Source organism: Natrinema longum (assembly GCF_017352095.1).
GTDB classification, from domain to species: Archaea; Halobacteriota; Halobacteria; order Halobacteriales; family Natrialbaceae; genus Natrinema; species Natrinema longum.
Map to the genome: position 1 here is coordinate 1064519 of NZ_CP071463.1, position 21278 is coordinate 1085796.

Below are 21278 nucleotides of genomic sequence, written 5' to 3' on the forward strand. Positions count from 1 at the left end.
AAGACGGTGAATAGAATCTGTGAGATTTTACGTTCCTGAGTGGGACGACGCGGTCGATTCCCACTACGATTTCCGACACGACGAACTCTCTACTCTCGACCGCCAGGAGCGGGATCTAGATTACATCTGGGATATTTTCGAGCGCGATACAACCCCGATCGATGGCGTGCTAATTTCGCGTGAACAAGTTGAAGAGACGACTCGCAAAGCAGATCGTCTCGCCGAGTACGGGGTCTACGATGACCCGGTGTTGTCCGTTCCAGAATGGCTTCCTACGATCAGCGACTGCGGCGCGTGGGGCTACAAGTCACTCCCGTTCCCTCCGTACGGGAACGCCGAGATGCTTGACTTCTACGAAACGCTGGAGGTCACAGTCGGCGTTACTATCGATCACCTCGTTTTGGGTTCGGGGAAAGATAAGGGTCGTCTGTACCTCGACGAACGCGCCTTCCATACCGATTTCAAGAAGAGTGACATCCCAGACGCACTGACTGACGTCGTCGATTTGATGGTCGACGAGTGGCCCAACGAATGGCCTACTTACGTCGAGGAGTACGAACCGTCCATCTGTACTCAATCGAAGAAGGAGGTCGAGGCCTTTGCTCCAGAAGACTTCCAGGGTGACGTCGATACGGTACTTGCGCGATTGGCTCGCGATCCCAGAGCGGTGTACCGAGAGGACGACGCAGCATTCCGATACGAGCTTACTCTCCGGAACGCTCAGGAGATGTACGACCTGTACCACCGAGGTAACTACCCGTTCCGGCTAATGGTAGCGATCCAGGGCTGGAACCCCGAGACGTATATCGAGGCCACGGAAGAAGTGCTCGACATTGGATACAATTATCTCGGTATCGGTGGCGTCGCTGGCAGTCCCATCCACGACGTCAGGCAAATCGTGAAGGGCGTCGGAAAGACTGTAAAGGAGTTTGAACGCGAGAATAACACTCGCATTGACTCGCACGTCTTCGGGTTTGCGAAGAGCGAAGGATTCGAGACGGTCGGTCGATCGGGGATGACCAGTTTCGATAGTGCGAGTATGCTCCGTTCGGCATGGACAGGAGGGCAGAATTACCGGCTTGACAACAACGAGCGATACGACGCGATTCGGGTTCGTTACCCATCTAACCGCGATTCTCTTGCAGAGGCCGTGGAGAAGTCCCTTCGAGGCCGCGAGACGCTAGTTGCGTTGAGAGCCTTCGATTCTGAGGAACCCATCGTTGACGCGCTCTATGAGTGGCAGAAGAAAGCAGAAAAGGTCCTTCCAGCCACTCGAGAATATCTACGTGAACACCGTCACGACGAGCAATACGACGCTTCGCTACTCCAAGAAGTTGAAACCGCTTTTAGAGACGATTTCGAGTACGCCCGAGAGCTCCAAGCGAGCTTCAGCGACAATCTTCGAGGAAAGCTGGTCAAACTTCTTCGGAAAGACGATCCCGAAGACCCGGTTAGCTTCGAAGAGTATTCTGATCTACTAACCGTCGCACAGCAGGAGTTCGAGCCTTTCCCGCGTATGACTACCATCCTCGAAAACGACGATCCTGAAACTACTTGTGATGCGATTTGGACCGTCGTTCGCGATTACGCGACGTGGATCGGCGACGAAGACCTCTTAGAAGAGTACCAGCGTACACTGCAAAACCGACCTTGGGAGAAGTGCGATTGCTCGATCTGTACCGAGAACAGTATCGAGGTCTGTATCTTCCGTGGTAACGACCGCAACCGTCGACGTGGATTCCATAACACCCGACGGTTCTACGACGAGTTCACCGACGAGCTACCGAAAATCCTCATCGGAACTCGAGGTACGGCATCTCTGAACGGCTACGAAACTATCGAGGACTACCTTCGAGCCGAGCATCCTGACTTCTGGCAGCAGGTGCATGATCTCCCAGTTGCCGAAGTTGGCGTTTTGGATGCCGGCGGTGTACGGGAATGGTGGGACGAGACCCCAACCGGCGTTTCGCTTGCCCGGAGTCGCATGGCTGAAAACCTTGGCCAGCAAGCAGAGCGATACCAGAAGGTGTTCCTCCACACACCTGACGGAGAAATCGACGAGCACATCGTAGATGCCGTGGAAGAAAGCAACTGCACAATCCAGACGTTCCAAGATCCATCGAAACTGCGCCAGAATGCTTTGGAAGCGTGCGGAGAGAATTACATAGCTGGGGATGACTTCCTGCCTCACCCACCCAAAATCAACGTCCAGGATGGGCTCGACATTTTGGTTATCGACCAATGTTCTGGCTCGAAGGACATCCCCGAAGGTGCACCCGTCTTCGATGATAAAGAGACGCTCCAATTCTCGAGAGAAGAGCTCTTGGAGCGCGATAATGTTCCCGGAATCAACGCCAAGGATCTCTACACGGGCCGACAGCAGGAGTTCGTGAAGGAAGCGGTTAGACGACTCAAAGGAGAAGGTCACGATGTCGAGCGGTACTTCATAAGTGCAGGCTTCGGCCTCGTTTCCGAGGACGAACCGTTGCCGCCATATGAAGTGACGTTCAGCTCGATGGGCGTTGCCGACATCAGGGAGCGATCTAAACAACTCAGCATTCAGGCCGACTTAGAGCAGGTGCTGAACGAGTCAGACTACGATGTAGTCTTCTTCACTCTCGGGAAGGATTACTACACCAGCATTGACATCGATAATATGGTCCAGAACGTTCGTTCTGACCGTATTGGAGTCGTCTTCAACCGGGAACTCGTCGACGATCAGTTCGATAATATCGTGTCAGTACCTGCCCGCACAGAAGACGCGAAAAACCACGGCACAATCGTAGTAGGGTTGAAAGGACACTATATGAAGAATTTCGCACACCGTATAGACAGTGTCGAATCACTGGAACCTGAAGCGATTGAGGGCCTCTGTCGTCGTGTAGAAGAGGAACCTACTCAGATGGCCTTCGAGAAGTATTAGACGAGAAATTACTAAGGTGGACCTCTATACTTCACCTCTTCTGATCGTCTATCGCCCCATTATCTAAGTAAGATAACAGCCTATCCGAGCGGGAGGGATGCTGTACAGACAACGAAAACTCGATCTACCCCACGGGGAACTGGATACACCAGTTCTCTTCCCGGTTCGGAACGTGGGAAAACGATCGAGTGACAACACTCCCAAGTACGTCGGCACTATCCCGGAGTTTTCCGCGGCGATGATTAACGCTCGATCGATACGGAACCGGGACCCGATGTGGAATCGGCTAACGAATGGTGTGACTCTCCGCGAAGAGATGGATGTTCCAGAAGAGACCATCATCTTCGCTGATAGCGGTGGATTCGATTTTTCTGAGCAGGAGATCGACACTACACCGAAAAAGACAATCAAAACTCAACGGAAACTAGATAGCGACATACACGGGACAATAGACATTCCTTTGTCCAGAGAGAACCGTGCAGCAGAGAATCAACGGCGTATCGATCGAAGCATCGAGTTTGCTCTCGAGGCAAGTGATCTCCATACTGGCGATGCTCTACTCTTTGCGAGCGTTCACGGGTACGATCCAGAAACAATTCGGAACAATATCCAGTACCTGGAGAACCACGGGGATTTTGACGGATACGCACTCGGGAGTATGGTTCCGATCCGGACGGACTACAAAAAGGTAACAAAGCTGGTACTGGCTGCAAGAAATGCGACTGAGAAACATCTACACGTCTATGGGCTCGGTGGATTAGTCTATCAACCACTTTTACTTTATCTCGGTGTCGATAGTTTTGACTCGTCGGCGTTCATCAGAAGTGCCGGCAATCGTAACTACCTGATACCTGGTTTTGGAGGGGAAGAGCTCCACAACATCGAGGACTTAGATCGGTTGCCTTGCCCTTGTCCGATCTGTGGGCAACGGAGCTTAGAGGACATCCGGGAAGATCGAACCGCGCTCACTCAGCATAATCTCTGGGCGCTTGCAACGGAGCTTCGGCGATTCAAATACATAGCTGAGTCCGATCGAGATGTCGAGAATTATCTCGATCTTCGGTTCCAGGGCAACGAAGTCACTAAGCGAGCCTATGAGACCGCAAAACAGCAAGTGAGGAGGCTCACATGAGTGACGAACGAGCGACGATCCGTCCAGTCACACTGAGTCGTCTGGTCGAACTCACACACGCCTGTGAAGACGGAGATAAAACGACAGAGGACTTCGAGACTGCCCTCGATGTAAGTCATCGACGAGCGCGAGAAACGGTTCTGGAAGCGAAACGAATCGATCTACTGGACGAACGCGAATCAGATGACGATTCCTATTACGGGACCACCGCTATCGGCGAAGCCTTCTTAGAGGCGATTCGGGATGAGAACTGGCAGCAAGTGAGTTCAATCCTCGCGACTCGTAGCCCTCACTACGGAACATTTCTCGAGGTTCTGGAGCAGCTCGAACCGACAGACCTCGATACCCTTCTGGAGTGCCTGGAAGAAAACCAGAAGTATACACCCTATTCCTTCAACCAGACCGGCATAGAGGTCGTCGGTGACTGGGCCGAACGATTAGGTCGCGTTCAGCGGAATGCCTTCACTGGGAGCTACTATTTGACCAGCCAATCCAGCATTCCGGACAACTTCCCTTTCGTGGTGCTTGACGCTTATGATCACCTCGAACAGACAGCAGGCGTAGATTTGCGACAGCGCTATCTGTCGATACCGCAACTTCGGGAGGAAGTCTGTGAGCGAATTGGATGTTCACGTGCGGGTTTCAACGAGGCACTAGTCGCTCTCTGCCAGCAAAACGTCGGCAAACTCGAGCTTTCGGGAGCTCCGATGGATACGGAGGCTAAAGATTCTGCTCTCGGGATCAAGCGGATTTCCGTGGCAGATGAGGGAACGTTAGTCTCCACGTCGCAGTCGACACAGCAGGTGATGTCTGGCGTCGAATTGTACGACAAACAATACTACTACCTCGCGGTCCACGACCGCGAGGTCACGTTCCACCAGGAGGATACATAATGGCCGACGCATTCGACATTTCAGACGAACAGCAAGACTACTCACAGTACGGTCTCGAGGCTAATCCGTTTCCGTACAGTCCGGTTCCCGCAGAGGACCCCGAAATATACTGTGGTCAACAGCACGTCTCCGAAAAAATCAGTTCCACAGTCTCCACGATGCTTTCGACTGGAAAGTCAAAGCATCTCGTTATCACTGGGAAATACGGCAACGGAAAGTCACATACGCTCAAATATACCCGCTCGCTGTTACGGGACCGGGACGATGTCGTCGTTGGGTACGTCGCTCAACCGGGAGAGGGCTTTCTCGACATCTATCATGAGTTCGTGTACGACCTAGGTTTCAATCGAGTCCAAGAGTTGGCCTACGAGTACCTCGCCTCGGTTGCTCGAGATGTCACAGATGCGAATCCAATTAGCGCGAGTGCAATGAAATCGCTCATCGATGAGGGAGAAATCCTTCTCTCTGAGATCGTCCCGGAGGCGGTTCGACGGTTAAGCGATGTGACTCACTTTGCCGACTTTGCTCGTGCGATCGTACATATGGTGTATGAAGACACCAACCTCTATGCTTGGCAATGGTTGACCGCAGAGGGCATCCGGTATGAGCAGCGCAAGGAGATGGAGATCCACAGCGCACTCGATGACGATACGATGGGCGTCCGGGCGTTTACCGCTTTCAAGAATATGCTACTCGAGCTCGGTTACACTGGCGTATTCGTTTTCGTCGACGAGTTCGAGAGTATCGCACGTCTCAGCCCAAAAAACGAGCAGGCTACGCTCAACAGTATTCGACACCTGATGGACCAGAATAGTTCCGGGCTGTGTATGTTGTTTGGCTGTGCTCCCGAAGTCTGGCAAGACGTCATGAGTGAGTATCATGCCTTCAGTGAGCGAATCGGGGAGGAGGTTGCCCTGAAACCGCTTACGAACGAGCATCTAAACGACCTGGTATTAGACTACCTCAGTCGAGAACGCAATGGGCCGACCGAAGCTTCTTCGATCGACCCGTTTACTAATGAAGCGTTGGACGTGATTCTACAACGTTCACAGGGTAACGTTCGCCAGGCCCTCGCTATCTGTAGCCGCGTGTTGGACTCTGCTATTGAGGAAAACCGAGAGCAGGTCACACCCGAATTCGTTCAAGAATCGATGTGAAAAGTGATCTACTGAACGAACATCCCACTAGTTATGGGGCTTCTGTCCCTCAAACCATCTTGAACCGCGTCGAGGAATCCTCGTCTCGAATGAGGCGAGCGACCCACGCTGGCTCGTGGGTGCTCTAACCTCGATGCGGTCAGACCAGCTCGACCGCATGATCCGATACGTACGCACACGTCCTGAATCCTACGCTCGAAGTTGGATGTATCGTAGTCAAAAGAACTCCAAGCAGGAGGGGTCCTATGACCTCTGATGGCGAAGATGAACAAGATAGGACTGGCCCGCTTGGCAAGGACCAACGGTACTTCGATAACAGTGCCGAGGTCATCGCTGAGAGGGCCAAGTTGTGGACGAATTCCCGCCGTCAGCACGTTGTGCGGCAGGTGCTAGCTGCTCCAAACAGGGAGATGTCGCTTCGACAACTTGCGCAAAATCTTCGGGACTACATCGATGAACGTTCCGATCAGGATCCTGATTACGATGACATTCGTCAGACTCTTCGTCGCCGTCACCTCCCCCTCCTCTCTGAGTACGATGTTATCGACTTCGAAGACAATATAATTCGGCCTGGACCGGAATTTGGCGCCGCAGTAGAACTGTTAGTTCGCAACGACCCTCGAGTATAATCGAGGAATTGGCAATATAGCTTCTTTATTCAGAGGATCTTTCGAAATCCGTAGACAGTACAGACTGTACATTCAACAGGCTATTTTAAAGTGAAGAGAGGATTGATAGTGAGCCATGGCAAGCAATTTTGAAGAGCCTGTCGCTATCGCGTGTCAGAACAATGCCGTTCCATCTGCCTCCCAGAGACAATACATCGCTCGAGGACTATGGGTGGTTGATTTCAATACGGGATATTCCTTCGAAAGTAGTGATGCTCCCTCGTCCTCTCGAACTGAAGCCGGGGAGGTATTCAATCGATTTGAAGAAGCCTCTCAGGCAGGAGGTATCGGTACCTTGCGTTCAGACGACTCCCGGCTAATCGCTGTCGGGCGATTCGGTACGAACGGCATCCGCCTCTTGGACCGAGTTGGAGATAGTGAGAGCAAAAAGAAGGGGCTCCAGTTCTCGGAATATACTGTTCTGGGTCCCGGAGATCCGAAGTATGAGGAGGCACGAGAGATAGGCGGAACCCTTGGGGGAACAGTTGCGAGCCTCAAGGGCCGTGGCGACAAGAAACAGCGTCTGGAGACTCTCCTCCAACAGGTTGAGGATGCAGGTTATCTCCGGAAGCCTGTCCGATAAGCACGCGTAGTTGCTGAACGGAGCGGTTATATATTAGGTGACTATCAACTGGGGGTATGATATTTTCCGTTTCTAACTGAATCTGCTGACTACAACAGGGTCACCTCAGAGAATTTCGAAGGGTTCAGCACGTTTAGTTCATTTCCGTGGTGAATTCTTCTAAGCACCCTGTGGGCGAGACCAGTTTTGAATTGCTATATTCCGTATTGTAGTGGGGGTAGAGGGGCTATAGCGTTGGAGGGTGACTGTGGGCGTCGCTGTTAATGCTACTTCGCTCCACTAACGACCTGGAACAATAGTGGGCTTTTCGAGATCACCCGTCCACTTTAACCGTCAACTATGACGCAAACCTCGCAACCACCTACACTGGAAAATAGGCAGCACAAACCTCGAAAGACAAAAATTTACTCCATACTAGGAGATTCTGAACACCGAATTATTCTCCGGGTTCTTGCAGACGCTGATGAACCAGTGTCCCTCGAAGAACTCACTCGCGAAACGCTCCGTGACGAAGAGTATGACAGAGACGTTAGCGTGTCGATCTTGGAAGGTCTGATGCTGGACATTTACCTGCCGGTTCTGGACTCAACGGGAGCCATCGAGACCGATGCAGGGTACAACAGGATTGGTCCGGGCGAACATCACGAAGCGTATCTCCAAATGGCTGAAGCCCTCGATGAGGTCTACGAACAGCATTTCGGAGGTGTCTAATGCTCGCAACACCCGTCGGACTCTACGAACTTTCCGACATTCATCTTGATGTCGATGAGTTTGGAGTCCACATCGACAATCCGGTCGTTCTCCTCGGAACGCGGCATGGCAGTGCAAGTCGTCACAAGCAGGGGTCGAAATCGGTGATCAAGCTCGGTTCAGTACATTATCCCGAATCTATTTTCCGGAATGACGGCTGTAACGCTCTCGACAATGCAAATGACATGCTGTACGGCGCTGTGGTCGTATCAGAGGATGATCTGATAGACGATGCGATCACCGCTCTCCGGAAGAGTGGGGGTTCAGTATTCTCAGACGTTTCTGACCCAAATGTGCTCTACTGACCCCAGTGAACTTCTCTGTTACTAAAATACAACCCAGCATGAGTTTCAAGGATTTTGCTTCCACCATCGATCACGTATTTGACCGATTCGAAGTCGTCGGGAACCCTCTATCAGATTACGATCGACCACTTGACGAACTGTTCGAAGATCCAACTGTAGTCATTCGCTGGTCTGCTGATCCCCGCGAACAGATACCAGACATCTCTCCGGTGCTAAAGCTTGCTGCACAGGAAGATATGCTCCTCGTCGATCGTACTCTCGAGTATAACGAGGGCGACGAAAGCCTAAGTGAAACGCCACAGTTGAGCGAATCCTTAGAGTTCGAACACCGCCCTTGATTACTGCTACCTGAGAAACTTCTGTAAACCCGTTTTATTGATGTTGGTTACCTCTACAGATAGCTTCGGGTAAATCGACGAAGAAAAGCGGTTGGCGAGTATAAATCCGATAATGGAGATTCAGTTTCTTGGCGGAGCACGCGAGATCGGCCGAAGCGCCATTCTCGTGGACGATTCTCTTCTACTCGATTTTGGGATGTTGACGGACAATCCTCCTCAATTCCCGGTGCAAACACCGAACCCGGATGCAGTCGTTGTTTCGCACGGGCATCTCGATCATGTTGGTACGATACCGTCCCTGCTTTCCGGTGACGAACGGCCGCCGATTCATTGGACACCCCCGACGTACGAGCTAACGCTGACGCTTGCGCGAGACACGCTCAAGCTACACGGGGGATCATACAATTGCCCGTTTACTGAGAACGATCTCAAGCGCGTTACACAGGTGTCGAAAACGCACGGGTATCAGGAAACCTTCGAAGCGGCTGGCTATGACGTGACATTCTATAATGCAGGACACATCCCAGGAAGTGCTCACGTACTCGTTGACGATGGGGATACACGGTTGCTCTACACGGGAGACTTCCATACTGACGACCAGCGTTTGGTTTCAGGGACGACTGCGCGACCCGAGGCTGACGTCGTGCTCTGCGAGAGTACCTACTCCGATGTTGAGCATGAGGACCGATCCGTGGTGGAAGAACGATTCGCTGAGAGCATCGAGACGACACTCTGGGAGGGCGGTACGGTCGTCGTCCCTGCATTCGCGATCGGACGAACGCAAGAGATGATGCTCATCTGTGACGCGTACGACATCCCCTGTTACGTCGACGGAATGGGAAAGCAGGTAACCGAGATGCTTCAGCAGTATCCCGAGTTCGTTCGCGACGCAGATGCGTTTCGACGAGCAAAATCCCACGCTCGGTTCGTCACCGGGCGAAACGGCCAGCGAAAGCGAATCACCGACCAGAAAGCAGCGATCATTACCACCAGTGGAATGCTGTCTGGTGGCCCCGCTATGACCTATATTCCCGAAATCCGATCCAATCCGGTGAACAAGGTCACGATGACTGGCTATCAGGTTGAAGGCACACCCGGTCGCGATTTACTCGAGACGGGGAGCGCCGAGATCGACGGCCGCGTGATGCCTGTTAGTGCCCAAGTCGAACAATATGACTTTTCTGCGCACGCTGATCGCGATAGCCTTCTGGATTTCTTGAAATCGTATGAGGGATCATCAATCTTAGTAAACCATGGTGACAAGTGTGACCAATTTGCATCTGACCTCCAAGCAGATGGCTTTGAAGCCACGGCTCCGCAACTCGGCTCCATACACGTTATTTAATATATAATGTCCCATATAATATAAAAATATAGACAGCAGCTGCTATAGTGTCACTATATCTATTCTACGTACGCTCTTGCGTAGTTCATTGTTGATTTCAGAGTGTTGCTCGAATAGCGTGTTTGAGTGCGTCTCGTCCCGGTTTTCGATATAGTTCTCGGCGAAGCTGGAACGCTCTGAGATACTGTGTCAGCTTATCTTTCGAGATACCTCGATGCGGCGAGAGCCACCGTCGCGTCAGCGACGCGTGGCTCTCGCAGGTATTGACGTGGACCTCTTCGTCGGCGTATTCACCGTCACCGTGGACGACGTATTCACGGGTGAATGCGTCGTCCGCTTCGAGTGGCTCGTACGCTCGAAAGCCGTCAGTATAGACAGTCAACGACTCCTCTTGGCGGTCTGCCAAGAGGAGTCGAATCGTCGACTCGTTGGCGGCTTTCGCTGGGATTACGTACCGCTGTCCTGTGCCGCGATCAGCGAGAATGAACACGGGTGGCTTGTCGCCGTCGTATGAACCTCGCCCACGCGTGGACAGGCCACGCGAGCGCGACTCCTGGTCGCGCTCGCGGCCTTTCTTCCCGGCAGAAACGTACACTTCATCGATTTCGACCGGGCCGACAAGATCGAGAGAAGGCGCATCGAGCGCTCTGGCGAAGCGCTCGATGCGCCGGTGCATCGTTTTGTGTGTGACCTCGATTTCGCACTGGAGTTGTCGGAGACTCGTGTTAAACCGGAGAAACGCGTAGATCGAGAACAGCCACCGGCGGAGTACAACCTTCGAGTGAGCGAAAATCGTGCCCGTCTTGTCGTTGAACGTGCGGTCGCAATCCTTACAGAGATACCGTTGGAACTCTCTGTAGCTGCCGTTTCTGACCGTTCGGTCAGAACGGCAGCGGGGACAGGTAACACCGTCACGCCAGCGAACCTGCTGCAACAGGTCCGCTGCGACCGATTCCGACCCAAACACATCGAGTGGAATCATTCGTGTCGGGCACCGCTGACGCGGTGCCCTTGTCCTCTTTGACTTCACAGCGACCGCTCAGCAGTATCAACAATCTCCTACGGATGAGCGTTCTACGTAAAATAGGAAAGTAGTCTTGTATCGCCGTTAGTCGGCGCGTGCTTCGAATCGGACGCCGGCCATGTTGAGTCGGCGGAAGTGGTCGAGTAGCACCTCCTTCCGTTTTTCAGGCGAGTATTCCTTGACCTCGCCGAGATGCTCGTTCAGAAGTGCGAGTTCGTCGTCTGTGAACTCTGCGAACGAGATGTGCGCCGTTTCGACCGATTCTTCGTCTTCTTCCTCCTCGTCGTCACCGTCCGGAAGGGTGTCGACGGGTTCGAGCGATTCGATGTCGATGTCGCGATTGTCGGACGCCTCATTTAGTTCGAGGAGGTAGCGCGGACGCTCCCACTCGGCGAGGTCAGTGTAACGAACACCCTCATTGATATGGTCACGTGCCATCTCCGAGAGACGCTTGCGCTCGGATTCTCCGCTACGCCCCTCCTGGGTGAAGTCCGGGGGACGACTCTGAAGTTCCTCTAGAGAGTCGAAGCAACCGAACTTCGCACGCTTCGCCTCAGTGAGCGCGTGGTACGTGGGTCGCATCCACGGTTCCACCCAGTCGAGGTATTCGTATTTGATGCCGAGCTGAGCGTGCGCAGACGCAGTGTCCTGCATGTCGGTGACCTTCGGGAACCCCTTCGTGGGCTTGTCGTTGATCTGGACCTGCGTGATTTTGCCCTGGCGCATCCGTCGGTAAGTCTCACTCAGGTCTACGACTGCGATGTCACCACCGTTGGCCGCGTAGCGACTGTCGTCAGTGTACGGTTCGAAGAACGCAGGCTCTACTTCACCGTAGCCCGCGCGCATGTAGCGTTTGACGACCTTCCGGAGTACGTCCCGAGCGGCTTCAGTCACCGGGTGACGAGCGTGGATGCGCGATTTGTCAGAGTTCCAGGGCATCTCGGACGCGTCGCCCTCGGTGTAGAGTTCGACTCGTCCCTTCAGGCGCTTTTGCTTGCTCAGGTCGAACTGGGGAAGCTCCTCGTCGAAACCGCTCACCGCGTCCCGGTTCGCTCGTTCGACGACGCGTTCTTGGCATACCCAGTCGATGCCAGCTTCGTCCCCGTCCCCAGTCGACAGTAGACCCACTTCGACGCTCATGTGAACCGGCGTCGACACGTGGTCAGGTTCGAGGATGATGCCGTCGTATCGACGAGGGTAAAGCCCGTCCCACGGCGCGTAGCTGTATGACGGGCGCGCGGGCGGGTGAAGCGGTTCCAGTCCGCTGGTCTCCTCGTCAGGGAAGAGCAATCGGAGAGTAACCGACGTCTTCCCTCGGAGGTGTAGTTCGTACGTCTGGCTCAGGTCGTCTTCGAGACGACCACGCACGTCGGTCCAGTCGAAGTTCAGGTCACGGATCTCGATCTCGGTCGTGCCCGATTCGAGTTCGACTTCGTCTACAGGAACGGTCCACTCGTCGCTGTCCGCGAGCCAGGACTGTCCGACCGTGTACTCGTACCCGGTACTGGCATCGGTATGACGACTGCGGATTGTGAACTCGTTTCCGAGGCACATCAAGGCCTTCTTCGCTCCGATGCCGAAGGCACCGATGCTTCCCTCGATGTCGTCCTTCTCACTTTCCCCCAGTGCGAAGACCATGCTCAGTTCTTCGGGCTTCAGACCGCCGCTGTCATCCTCAATGATTAGCGCGGGCGTGCCGTTACTGTCCGTTTCGTACCGGACTTTGACCGTAACGCTGTCTCGGTTCTGTCGGCGTCCGTTATCGATACTGTTATCGATGAGTTCCTTGACCGCTGCGTTCTCATCGACGTCCGCTTTAATCGCGGTGTATGCGTCTTTCGTCGGTGTGAGTTTGATTTCGTTCATAGTGGAGTTTTCACTCTAGGCAGATGACTTCGACTCTGTGCCGATCGTGAAGAACGGTATCGCGCTTCTACTTCTCGCTGCAACAGCGTGCAGAGTGCTGCTGCTGTGAGTGCGAAAAGTTATAGCGCTCCGACGCATACACCCAGATGCAACTCGCTCAAGTCCGGGCGCATACGTGCGCTCTCTTGGGCGCCACCCGACCGCTCACCGGTCCCTTCCAAAGTCACGGTCCGCGGGTTTGGGTGGACTTACCTTTCATCTCCTCATCGTTCGTACTTCTGAGTATGTTCGGCCGATATATAAACCTTGGCAATTTTACATTTTGAAATTATGGGTTTCAGGCCCCAAGGAGCCATGATAACGGGGTTTGGGGATAAAGGTACCAAATCCGAATCATAAGTATTCATCTGATATATTATATTATGACCTTTGCGGAGGAACATATAATGAGCGAACGAAAACCTCAGAAAGTAGTGGACCTACCCACTTACTCGTCGAACACCCAGACAAGAAGTGAAAGGGGAAATAGACGATATGAACCATCTGCTATGTTCTAAACTGCATATCTGGAGATCAGAGAACCCCTATGATTTGAGTGTCGGAAATCATATCAATTCTCTCTCTTTCCCTTGTTCACTCGTGTATCGACCGAAGAGTAACAATATGTCCCATGTGGCATTAAGTGTTTTGGTCGGCTAGTGACCTGATCATTGGTTCCCTCAAATACATAAGAACCCTATGGAGAGGATAGATTTACTAGTAAACCGTCACTTCTGGCATAGAAATTCATCATGGTTTTTCGGACTTCAACCTATAACCCGACGCGGATAATACATATTCAAAATAACACAAATGATTTGTTATATCTGTGATGGTCCTATTTTCATGGGGTTTTGGGAGTCGCTACATGTGCGACGAGCTCGAATCCGATTGGCGCGAAGGGGGTATCAAAACTCAGTATAGCATAACGGCCGCGTAGTTTCCGGGGAGCAAGACCACTTGCACATCTTCGTTTCCGATGCTCCACGGCGGCCCCGCGATGACCTACGTGCCCGCGATCCGCGCCCATCCGACGAACAAGATCGCCATGACCGGCTATCAGGTCGAGGGGACGCCCGGTCGCGATCTCCTCGAGACCGGCAGCGCCGAGATCGACGGCCGAATGATGCCGGTCAGTGCCCAGGTCGAGCAGTACGACTTCTCCGCGCACGCGGACCGGGAGGGGCTCGACGCGTTCCTCGAGTCCTACGGAGACACGCGAGTCCTCGTCAATCACGGCGACCGCTGTGAGGCGTTCGCCGACGAACTGCGCGCCGACGGCTTCGATGCGACCGCCCCGGAACTCGGCGACCGCCTCGAGCTCTGATCGGGCCCCATCCGGCACGAGCAACGCCGACCGTTTTCCGCCGAGCCGCCGATCTCCACTGAGCGACGCCGAACGGGCGGCCCTCCACGAGCTCCAGTAGGGGATCGAGCACGTCTACCGCGCTTCCGGCACTTTGCTCGAGTTCCACCACGAACTCGGCCACGCGATGGATCGGATCGGCGAGGCCGAAGATCGTCTCCGCGAGGCCGGCCACGAGGAGTGGGCGAACGAACTCCGGGACGACCACCTCCCCGCGGGCGCGATCAGCGACCAGTGGACGTTCGAACTCGTCGAGGAGTTCTCGGGGACGTTCCTCGAGGAGGTTGACGCCTTCGAGGACATCGTCAGGGACGAACTGGCGGACGGCGTCGATCACGTGACCGAGCGTCGCCGGAAACAACAGCTGCGGGACCGTTCCCACCGAGAGGGGGAGGCGATCGCCGCGAGGTGAGCGGCTAGAGGGGGTCGATGATCTCGTCGGCGAACGTCGACAGCGCCGCCTCTCGGTCGTCGTTTTGCAGGCCGATAATCGCGTGATCGAGTCCGTACGACTCGAGTCGAGCGAAATACTCCCGGAACCACTCGACCCCGGCGTGGAATCCGAGGTGGAGTGGCTCCGGTTCGGCCGTCGGGTCGTCGGCCAGTTCGACTCGGACGGCGATGGTAAACGGTTTCTCGCCGGCGGTCTCGCGCCAGTCCGTAAGATAGTCCTCGAGCGTCCGTTCGGGCAGGTGATAGAACAGCCAGCCGTCGCCGTGCTCGGCGATCCACTCGCGGGACTGGCGGGCGTGGCCGGTCGGAAGGAGGGGCAGCGTCTCGGTCGTCGGTTTGGGAACCACGTCGAGGTCGCCCTCGAGGCTCCCCCACCGGCCCTCGAGGTTCGGGAACTCCTCGCGCCAGATCGTCCGGAGGGCGTCGACGGACTCGCGAAACAGCGCGCCGCGGTCCTCGCGGTCGACGTCGAAGGCGGGGTACTCCGGATCGCGGTCGCCGGAGGCGACGCCGAGGACGAGCCGCCCGTCGGAGAGTCGATCGACCGTCGCCGCGGATTTCGCGACGTGGAGTGGATGGCGGAGCGTGAGGACGATGCTCGAGGTCCCCAGCGCGATGTCGTCGGTGTGGGCGGCGACGTGGGAGAGCCACGGCCAGGTGTCGAACGTCTGGCCCGAATCGCCGAACTTCGGCCAGTAGGTCGGGACGTCGCGGGCCCAGAGCCCGTCGAACCCGACCGACTCGGCGTGCTGTGCGAGGTGTAGTTCGTCCGCGACGGTCGGCGTCGAGCGGTTCGCTCCCGTGAGCGGGAAGCCGACACCGAAGGTCAGGCCGTCGTGATCGAACAGGCGTCGATAGCCAGCGTTCGCGTGTCCACCGGCAGGCATTCGATCGTGCTATCGGACGGAGCGGTATGACGGTGGCGTTGTCCGCCCGTCGTTGCCGGTAGCGATGCCCGACGGCGGAGTGGTTGAAACGAGCGCCGGCTCGAGAGCATCGTCACTCGCCGACGAACGAAAAAACGAAAATTGGAACCGGCTGCCGAGTCGTCGGTGTCCGATCAGTCGTCGGCGGGCGCTGCGCCGCTGCCGCCTTCGGCCTGCTCTTTCGTCCAGGCGAGCTTGCCACCGGCGGCGAGGATTGCGCGTTCGCGCTCGGAGGCGTCCAGCGTCGCCGTGTACTCGTCTTCGCCGTTGATGCGGACGGTGAACTCCTCCTGTCCGCTGGTGACGGCGTCGTAGACGTCGTCGACGATCTCGACGTTGTCGCCCTGGTCGATGTTCTCGTAGGTGTCCTCGTCGATCGTCAGCGGGACGATCCCGAAGTTGAAGAGGTTCGCACGGTGGATGCGTGCGAAGCTCTGTGCGAGGACACCCTCGATACCGAGGTACATCGGACAGAGAGCGGCGTGTTCTCGCGAGGAGCCCTGCCCGTAGTTCTCGCCGGCGACGAGGAAGCCGCCGTCGGCATCCAGTGCACGCTGGGCGAAGGTGTCATCGACGCGGCTGAGGGTGAACTCGCTCAGTTTAGGGACGTTCGACCGGTACATCAGGATGTCCTGCGTCGCAGGGATGATGTGGTCGGTCGTGATGTTGTCCTCCATCTTCAGGAGCGCCTCACCCTCGATGTCGGTATCGAGCTGGTCCTTGAGCGGGACGTCGCCGATGTTCGGGCCCTTGATGAGCTCGTCGTCGACGGCTTCGTCGGGTGCGATGAGGTCGGTCTTCGATCCGTCGTACTCGTCGGGGAGCTCGACGCCGGGGGCCTCGAGATCGCCGAGTTCGTCTGCCAGGTTGCGCGGGTCGACGATTTCGCCTTTGAGCGACGCTGCGGCGGCGACTTCCGGCGAACAGAGGTAGACGTTGTCGTCTTCGATGCCCGAGCGACCCTCGAAGTTGCGGTTGAAGGTACGCAGCGAGACCGAATCCGAGGACGGCACGTGACCGATGCCGATACAGGCACCACACGTCGCCTCGGAGAAGTTGACGCCGGCGGCCATCATCTCCGCGACCCAGCCCTCGCGGGCGAGCATCTCGGAGGCCTGCTTGGAGCCGGGTGCGACGATCGTCTCGGTCTCCATCGAGGTTTCGCGGCCCTCGAGCATCTTGGCGACGGGGAGGATGTCCTCGTAGCCGCCGTTCGTACAGGAGCCGACGATGACCTGCTCGACGGATTCGCCTTCGACTTCGCTGACGGGAACGACCTTGTCCGGCATCGAGGGCTGTGCGATCAGCGGCTCGAGGTCGGAGAGGTCGACGACGATCTCGTCGTCGTAGTCGGCGTCGTCGTCGGGCTGGAGCTCGACGTACTCGTCGCCGCGGCCGACGCGCTGGAGGTAATCCTCGGTCTGCTCGTCGGTCGGGAAGATCGACGTGGTCGCGCCGAGCTCGGTGCCCATGTTGGTGATGGTCATCCGCTCGGGTGCGGTCAGGGTTTCGACGCCCGGACCGGTGTACTCGAGGATCTTGCCGACGCCGCCCTTGACCGAGAGGCGACGGAGCATCTCGAGGATGATGTCTTTCGCGGTGGCCCACTCGGGGAGCTCGCCCTCGAGGCGGACGTTGACGACTTCGGGCATCTCGATGTAGTAGGGAGCGCCGCCCATGGCGACGGTGACGTCGATCCCGCCAGCGCCGATGGCGAGTTCGCCGAGGCCGCCGGGCGTGGGCGTGTGGCTGTCCGAACCCAGCAGCGTCTTGCCGGGGGCCGCGAAGTTCTCGCGGTGGACGTTGTGGCAGATACCGTTACCGGGTCGGGAGAAGTGAGCGCCGTATTTACCGGCTGCAGAGCGGAGGAAACGGTGGTCGTCGGTATTCTTAAAGTCGAACTGATAAGTCTGGTGGTCGCAGTACTGCGCTGCGATCTCGGTCTGGACCTCGTCTAGCCCCATCGCTTCGAACTGGAGCCAGACCATGGTCCCGGTCGTGTCCTGCGTAAGTACCTGATCGATCTCGATCCCGATTTCCTCGCCGGTCTCGAGTTCGCCCTCGACGAGGTGGTCGTCGAGAATCTTTTCGGTGAGAGTCTGTCCCATAGCACCCAGAACTGGGCTTTCCGTCCTGATAAATCCAGCGTGTTTCTGCGAGCGGCGACCGCCGTCAGGGGTCCAAAGCGGAGGGTATCGAGTGAGTATCGCCCAACGAGTGACCGTTCGTTCACCGTTGGGAACCGTTCCACCCCATACGTCGCTTCGATCGGGGTGCCGACCGGTCCCGCGCAACGAGTGCGTGTCGAACGGTACCGAACTGGTGGGGCGATTCGAACGGATACGCTTTTCTCGTCGCCGCGGCGTTGGGTGGACAGACAACGTCATGTTCCGCTCCGGTGCCTTCGTTGCCGACCACGTCTCGCCGACGACCGACGCACAGATCCAGCCAAACGGGGTTGATCTCACCGCGGACGTCGTCTTCGAGCAGCTCGAACCGGGCCGCATCGGCCGGGACGGCAAGGAGATCGGCGACCGGATCGCCCGCCCGCTCGAGGAACTCGAGCAGAAGCATCCCGACACTTACTACCTGCCCGAGGGCTCCTACGTCGTCCGCTACGGCGAACGGATCGCGATTCCGAACGGACACGTCGGGTTCGTCTATCCTCGCTCGTCGCTCATGCGCAACTCCTGTATGCTCAATACGGCGGTGTGGGACGCCGGCTACGAGGGTCGCGGGGAGGGCCTGTTGCAGGTCCACCACGACATCGAACTCGAGCGTGGGGCCCGGATCGCCCAGCTGGTCTTCGCCGAAGCCGACCACGAGGAGGTCTACGACGGCAGCTATCAGGGCGAGAACCTCGAGTCGTAGACGGCCGCCCGCTCGCAGCGATCAGTCCTCGACGAGCGAGCGTTCCGCGTTTCCAACGATCAGGAAGGTGCTGGCGACGACGGCGACGGTAGTGACGAGCGGGTTGACGGCCCCGAGTACGGCGGCGGGAATCGCGATCGCGTTGTAGACGAACGCCAGGGCGAGGTTCTGCCGGAGCCGATCGCGTGCAGCCCCTGCCAGGGCGAACGCGTCCTCGACCGCCACGAGGTCGTCGTCGACGATCGCGATATCCGCCGCGTCGGCCGCGAGCGCCGTCCCGCTACCCAGCGAGATCCCCAGATCGGCGGCGGCGAGGGCCGGTGCATCGTTCGTCCCGTCTCCGACCATCGCCACTCGATTATCCGCTCGCAATCGCTCTACGGCCGCCGTCTTCCCGTTCGGCGGCACGCCGGCGAAGACGTCGTCCACGCCGGAATGGCGTTCGAACACCTCGGCGGCCGTTCGGTCGTCGCCGGTCAGAACGACGATATCGGTTCCGGACTCGTCCAGCGCCGCGATCGTCTCGTCCCACCCTTCGCGGGGCTCGTCGCCGACGATCACGACTCCCTCCGCGGTCCCGTCTCGTCCGACGACGACCGGGAGCCGTCCGGCCGCCCGCGCGCGGTCGATCCGCGCCTCGAGGTCGCCCTCGAGCGTCCAGTCTCGCTCCCGGAAGAGGTCGGGATGACCGACCAGCACCGTCCGGCCGTCGACGGTCCCCTCGACGCCGGTCGCGTGGGTTCGGAACTCCTCGACCGCCGTGTCGACCGTCGTGGACCCGCCGTCCGCTCGAGTCGCCTCCCCATCTGCCGCGGAATCGGGGGCGAAGGCTTCGGTGATCGCCGCCGCCGCCGGATGGGCCGCACGCCGCTCGAGGGCGACGGCGGCCGCCAAGAGATCGTCGGGCGCGTCGACCTCGCGAACGGTCATGTCGCCGGTCGTGAGCGTGCCGGTCTTGTCGAAGACGACGACGTCGACTGCACGAAGGCGTTCGAAGACCGTCTCGTCGAAGACGACGATCCCGCGCTCGAGGGCGGCCTGCAGGCTCGCGGCGACGGAGTACGACGTGGCGAACCCAAGCGCCCACGGGCTCGCCACCATGAGCGTCATGAGGACGGCCAGCGAGGCGGTCACTCCGGTCTCCCCGGCGACGAACGACCCACCACCGACGAGGACGGCAGCGACGAGGACGAGCGGGACGATGGTCCCCGCGGCGTCGTCACCGCGGCGGGTGACGCCGTGGTCCGCGCTCTGGACGTTCCAGACGACCCGCGTGAGCCGATCGATGCTGCTGGTCGTGCGTTCGCCGACGTCGACGACCGCCGCATCGGTCGTCACGACCGATCCCCCGACCAGGTCGTCCCCCTCCCGTTTCGTGACCGGGAGCGATTCCCCGGTCACCACGGCCTCGTCGACCGTACACTCGCCGTCCGCCAGCGTCCCGTCGACGGGGATCCGTTCGCCCTCCCGGACGAGGACGCGATCGCCGGTCTCGAGGTCGGCGACGGGGATATCCGTCGTCGATCCGTCCGAGGCGTACAGCCGGGCCGTATCGACCTGCGAGACGGTGAGGTCGGTGAGCCGGTCGGTCGCGCGGCGTTTGATCGTCGCCTCGTAGTAGGTCGCGCCCATCACGACCGCGGCCACGACGATCGTCAGATCGAAGTACAGATCGTTGCGCCCGAGTCCGGAGACGACGATGCTGAAGCCGTACGCACTGAGTACCGTCAGCGCCGCGAGCAGGTCCGTCGTCGGTCGGCGAAGTTTCAGGCTGACGTACGCACCCCGCAGGAGGGGACCGCCGGTCAGGTAGACGATCGCCCCCGTCATCACGAGAAACAGGGGCAGATAGAGCGGCCCGCTGAAGCCCGTAAACGCGTCCTCGAAGTGTGCGATGGCTCCCCAGTCGGTAAAGGAGGTCAGGAACATCGGATAGAGAACCGCCACGAACGGGAGCAAGAGGAAGGATCCGAAGACGACCCCCACCACGTACCGCATCTCGAGCATGTCTTCCGAGCGGCGCTTCCGGAGCCCGGACATCTCGCGCGAGCGCCGGGTCCCCCCGGTCTCGTCGTCGGCGGTCGCGTCCGCTCGGAGGTACGCCGTGTAGCCGAGTCGACTCAGCACGTCTTCGAGCGCGTCCGCCGAGATCCGGTCGGGGTCGTGATCGACCCGGACCGTCTCGGTGACGTAACTCGCCTCGGCGTCGGTCACGCCGTCGCGATCCTCGGCGACGGACTCGAGGAACGCCTCGCAGGTCGCCGAGTGCATCCCGTCGACCCGGAAGAACGTTCGGCTGGCCGCGGGTCCGTCGGGTTCCTCAGTCGGCCGTCGGCCTCGCTCACGGCTGTGCCGTTCGCGTATCCGAGGCTGCGAAGCCGCCTCGCCTCGCTCGCTATCGCTCCGGTCGGCAGCGTCGTCGCCGCCCGTCCCGTATTCGGCGGCGATATCGCGACAGCCGGTCGAACAAAAGCCGTCCGACGCCGTCTCGTCGGTGCGCTCCGGGAGCGCCGTCCCGCAGAGCCGACAGCAGTCGCGTCGGTCGTTCCCCGCGCGTCGATTACTCACAGGAGCCACTGCGTGTTCGACGGCAATAACAGTGGCCGATCCGACCGATTCGTCGCCCGGCGTCTCCGCTC

At 57.8% G+C, this 21278-nt stretch carries 16 protein-coding genes and 2 pseudogenes; 13 read left to right on the forward strand and 5 right to left on the reverse strand.

Annotated elements, in window-relative coordinates; translation table 11 throughout:
* The first annotated feature begins 19 nt into the window (after positions 1-19).
* The 10 genes from J0X27_RS05365 (at position 20) to J0X27_RS05405 (ending at position 10094) form a co-directional block, all read left to right on the forward strand.
* Positions 20-2923 (forward strand): DUF6884 domain-containing protein, encoded by a 2904-nt coding sequence (locus tag J0X27_RS05365; RefSeq protein ID WP_207271378.1) that lies wholly within the window; start codon positions 20-22, stop codon positions 2921-2923.
* Positions 2924-3020: 97 nt separating this feature from the next.
* Positions 3021-4055, forward strand: coding sequence for a tRNA-guanine transglycosylase (locus tag J0X27_RS05370; protein ID WP_207271379.1), 1035 nt, complete (start codon positions 3021-3023; stop codon positions 4053-4055).
* Entirely contained in the window at positions 4052-4948 is an 897-nt protein-coding gene (locus tag J0X27_RS05375) for a hypothetical protein (protein WP_207271380.1), read from the forward strand. The genes J0X27_RS05370 and J0X27_RS05375 overlap by 4 nt, the downstream gene beginning before the upstream one ends.
* Positions 4948-6105 (forward strand): BREX system ATP-binding domain-containing protein, encoded by a 1158-nt coding sequence (locus J0X27_RS05380; RefSeq protein WP_207271381.1) that lies wholly within the window; start codon positions 4948-4950, stop codon positions 6103-6105. The genes J0X27_RS05375 and J0X27_RS05380 overlap by 1 nt, the downstream gene beginning before the upstream one ends.
* Before the next feature lie 245 nt (positions 6106-6350).
* Positions 6351-6734, forward strand: a complete 384-nt coding sequence (locus J0X27_RS18205) for a DUF7344 domain-containing protein (RefSeq protein WP_425491942.1) — start codon at positions 6351-6353, stop codon at positions 6732-6734.
* Positions 6735-6849: 115 nt separating this feature from the next.
* Entirely contained in the window at positions 6850-7356 is a 507-nt protein-coding gene (locus J0X27_RS05385; protein ID WP_207271382.1) for a hypothetical protein, read from the forward strand.
* Between the two features lie 471 nt (positions 7357-7827).
* Positions 7828-8067 (forward strand): hypothetical protein, encoded by a 240-nt coding sequence (locus tag J0X27_RS05390; protein WP_207271383.1) that lies wholly within the window; start codon positions 7828-7830, stop codon positions 8065-8067.
* Complete coding sequence (locus J0X27_RS05395) at positions 8067-8411, forward strand: hypothetical protein (RefSeq protein WP_207271384.1); 345 nt, start codon at positions 8067-8069, stop codon at positions 8409-8411. The genes J0X27_RS05390 and J0X27_RS05395 overlap by 1 nt, the downstream gene beginning before the upstream one ends.
* A gap of 38 nt (positions 8412-8449) precedes the next feature.
* Positions 8450-8749 (forward strand): hypothetical protein, encoded by a 300-nt coding sequence (locus tag J0X27_RS05400; RefSeq protein WP_207271385.1) that lies wholly within the window; start codon positions 8450-8452, stop codon positions 8747-8749.
* Between the two features lie 112 nt (positions 8750-8861).
* Positions 8862-10094 (forward strand): MBL fold metallo-hydrolase, encoded by a 1233-nt coding sequence (locus J0X27_RS05405; protein ID WP_207271386.1) that lies wholly within the window; start codon positions 8862-8864, stop codon positions 10092-10094.
* Between the two features lie 97 nt (positions 10095-10191).
* Here the strand turns inward: J0X27_RS05405 and J0X27_RS05410 are convergent, their stop codons facing one another.
* Positions 10192-11076, reverse strand: a complete 885-nt coding sequence (locus J0X27_RS05410; protein WP_207271075.1) for an IS1595 family transposase — start codon at positions 11074-11076, stop codon at positions 10192-10194.
* Positions 11077-11202: 126 nt separating this feature from the next.
* Positions 11203-12984 carry an ATP-binding protein gene (locus J0X27_RS05415; RefSeq protein WP_207271387.1) on the reverse strand — a complete coding sequence of 594 codons (1782 nt, stop codon included), beginning with the start codon at positions 12982-12984 and terminating at the stop codon, positions 11203-11205.
* 1015 nt (positions 12985-13999) lie between these two features.
* Here J0X27_RS05415 and J0X27_RS05420 point away from each other — a divergent pair.
* Both J0X27_RS05420 and J0X27_RS05425 read left to right on the forward strand, forming a co-directional pair.
* Positions 14000-14350 (forward strand): annotated as a pseudogene (locus J0X27_RS05420) (MBL fold metallo-hydrolase RNA specificity domain-containing protein); the annotation flags it as partial.
* Positions 14351-14408: 58 nt separating this feature from the next.
* Positions 14409-14801, forward strand: a pseudogene (locus tag J0X27_RS05425) (hypothetical protein).
* 4 nt (positions 14802-14805) lie between these two features.
* On the opposite strand, the gene J0X27_RS05430 reads toward J0X27_RS05425, so the two are convergent.
* Together J0X27_RS05430 and J0X27_RS05435 are read right to left on the reverse strand one after the other, a co-directional pair.
* The gene (locus J0X27_RS05430; RefSeq protein WP_207271388.1) at positions 14806-15729 is read right to left on the reverse strand and encodes an LLM class oxidoreductase; all 924 of its coding nucleotides are present in this window, start codon (positions 15727-15729) and stop codon (positions 14806-14808) included.
* 173 nt (positions 15730-15902) lie between these two features.
* Positions 15903-17876, reverse strand: a complete 1974-nt coding sequence (locus J0X27_RS05435) for an aconitate hydratase (protein WP_207271389.1) — start codon at positions 17874-17876, stop codon at positions 15903-15905.
* A 277-nt stretch (positions 17877-18153) separates the two neighbouring features.
* Here J0X27_RS05435 and J0X27_RS05440 point away from each other — a divergent pair, with 277 nt between their 5' ends.
* On the forward strand, positions 18154-18639 hold the full coding sequence (locus tag J0X27_RS05440; protein ID WP_097378154.1) for a deoxyuridine 5'-triphosphate nucleotidohydrolase: 486 nt from the start codon (positions 18154-18156) through the stop codon (positions 18637-18639).
* Positions 18640-18660: 21 nt separating this feature from the next.
* Here the strand turns inward: J0X27_RS05440 and J0X27_RS05445 are convergent, their stop codons facing one another.
* Positions 18661-21207 carry a heavy metal translocating P-type ATPase gene (locus tag J0X27_RS05445; protein WP_207271390.1) on the reverse strand — a complete coding sequence of 849 codons (2547 nt, stop codon included), beginning with the start codon at positions 21205-21207 and terminating at the stop codon, positions 18661-18663.
* Positions 21208-21278 lie beyond the last annotated feature (71 nt).

Coding starts and splice junctions, on each gene's coding strand:
- J0X27_RS05415 (WP_207271387.1), bottom strand. CDS start 12,984: ATGAACGAAATCAAACTCACACCGACGAAAGACGCATACACCGCGATT.
- J0X27_RS05375 (WP_207271380.1), top strand. CDS start 4,052: ATGAGTGACGAACGAGCGACGATCCGTCCAGTCACACTGAGTCGTCTG.
- J0X27_RS05395 (WP_207271384.1), top strand. CDS start 8,067: ATGCTCGCAACACCCGTCGGACTCTACGAACTTTCCGACATTCATCTT.
- J0X27_RS05435 (WP_207271389.1), bottom strand. CDS start 17,876: ATGGGACAGACTCTCACCGAAAAGATTCTCGACGACCACCTCGTCGAG.
- J0X27_RS05400 (WP_207271385.1), top strand. CDS start 8,450: ATGAGTTTCAAGGATTTTGCTTCCACCATCGATCACGTATTTGACCGA.
- J0X27_RS05370 (WP_207271379.1), top strand. CDS start 3,021: ATGCTGTACAGACAACGAAAACTCGATCTACCCCACGGGGAACTGGAT.
- J0X27_RS05385 (WP_207271382.1), top strand. CDS start 6,850: ATGGCAAGCAATTTTGAAGAGCCTGTCGCTATCGCGTGTCAGAACAAT.
- J0X27_RS05430 (WP_207271388.1), bottom strand. CDS start 15,729: ATGCCTGCCGGTGGACACGCGAACGCTGGCTATCGACGCCTGTTCGAT.
- J0X27_RS05380 (WP_207271381.1), top strand. CDS start 4,948: ATGGCCGACGCATTCGACATTTCAGACGAACAGCAAGACTACTCACAG.
- J0X27_RS05440 (WP_097378154.1), top strand. CDS start 18,154: ATGTTCCGCTCCGGTGCCTTCGTTGCCGACCACGTCTCGCCGACGACC.
- J0X27_RS05405 (WP_207271386.1), top strand. CDS start 8,862: ATGGAGATTCAGTTTCTTGGCGGAGCACGCGAGATCGGCCGAAGCGCC.
- J0X27_RS18205 (WP_425491942.1), top strand. CDS start 6,351: ATGACCTCTGATGGCGAAGATGAACAAGATAGGACTGGCCCGCTTGGC.
- J0X27_RS05410 (WP_207271075.1), bottom strand. CDS start 11,076: ATGATTCCACTCGATGTGTTTGGGTCGGAATCGGTCGCAGCGGACCTG.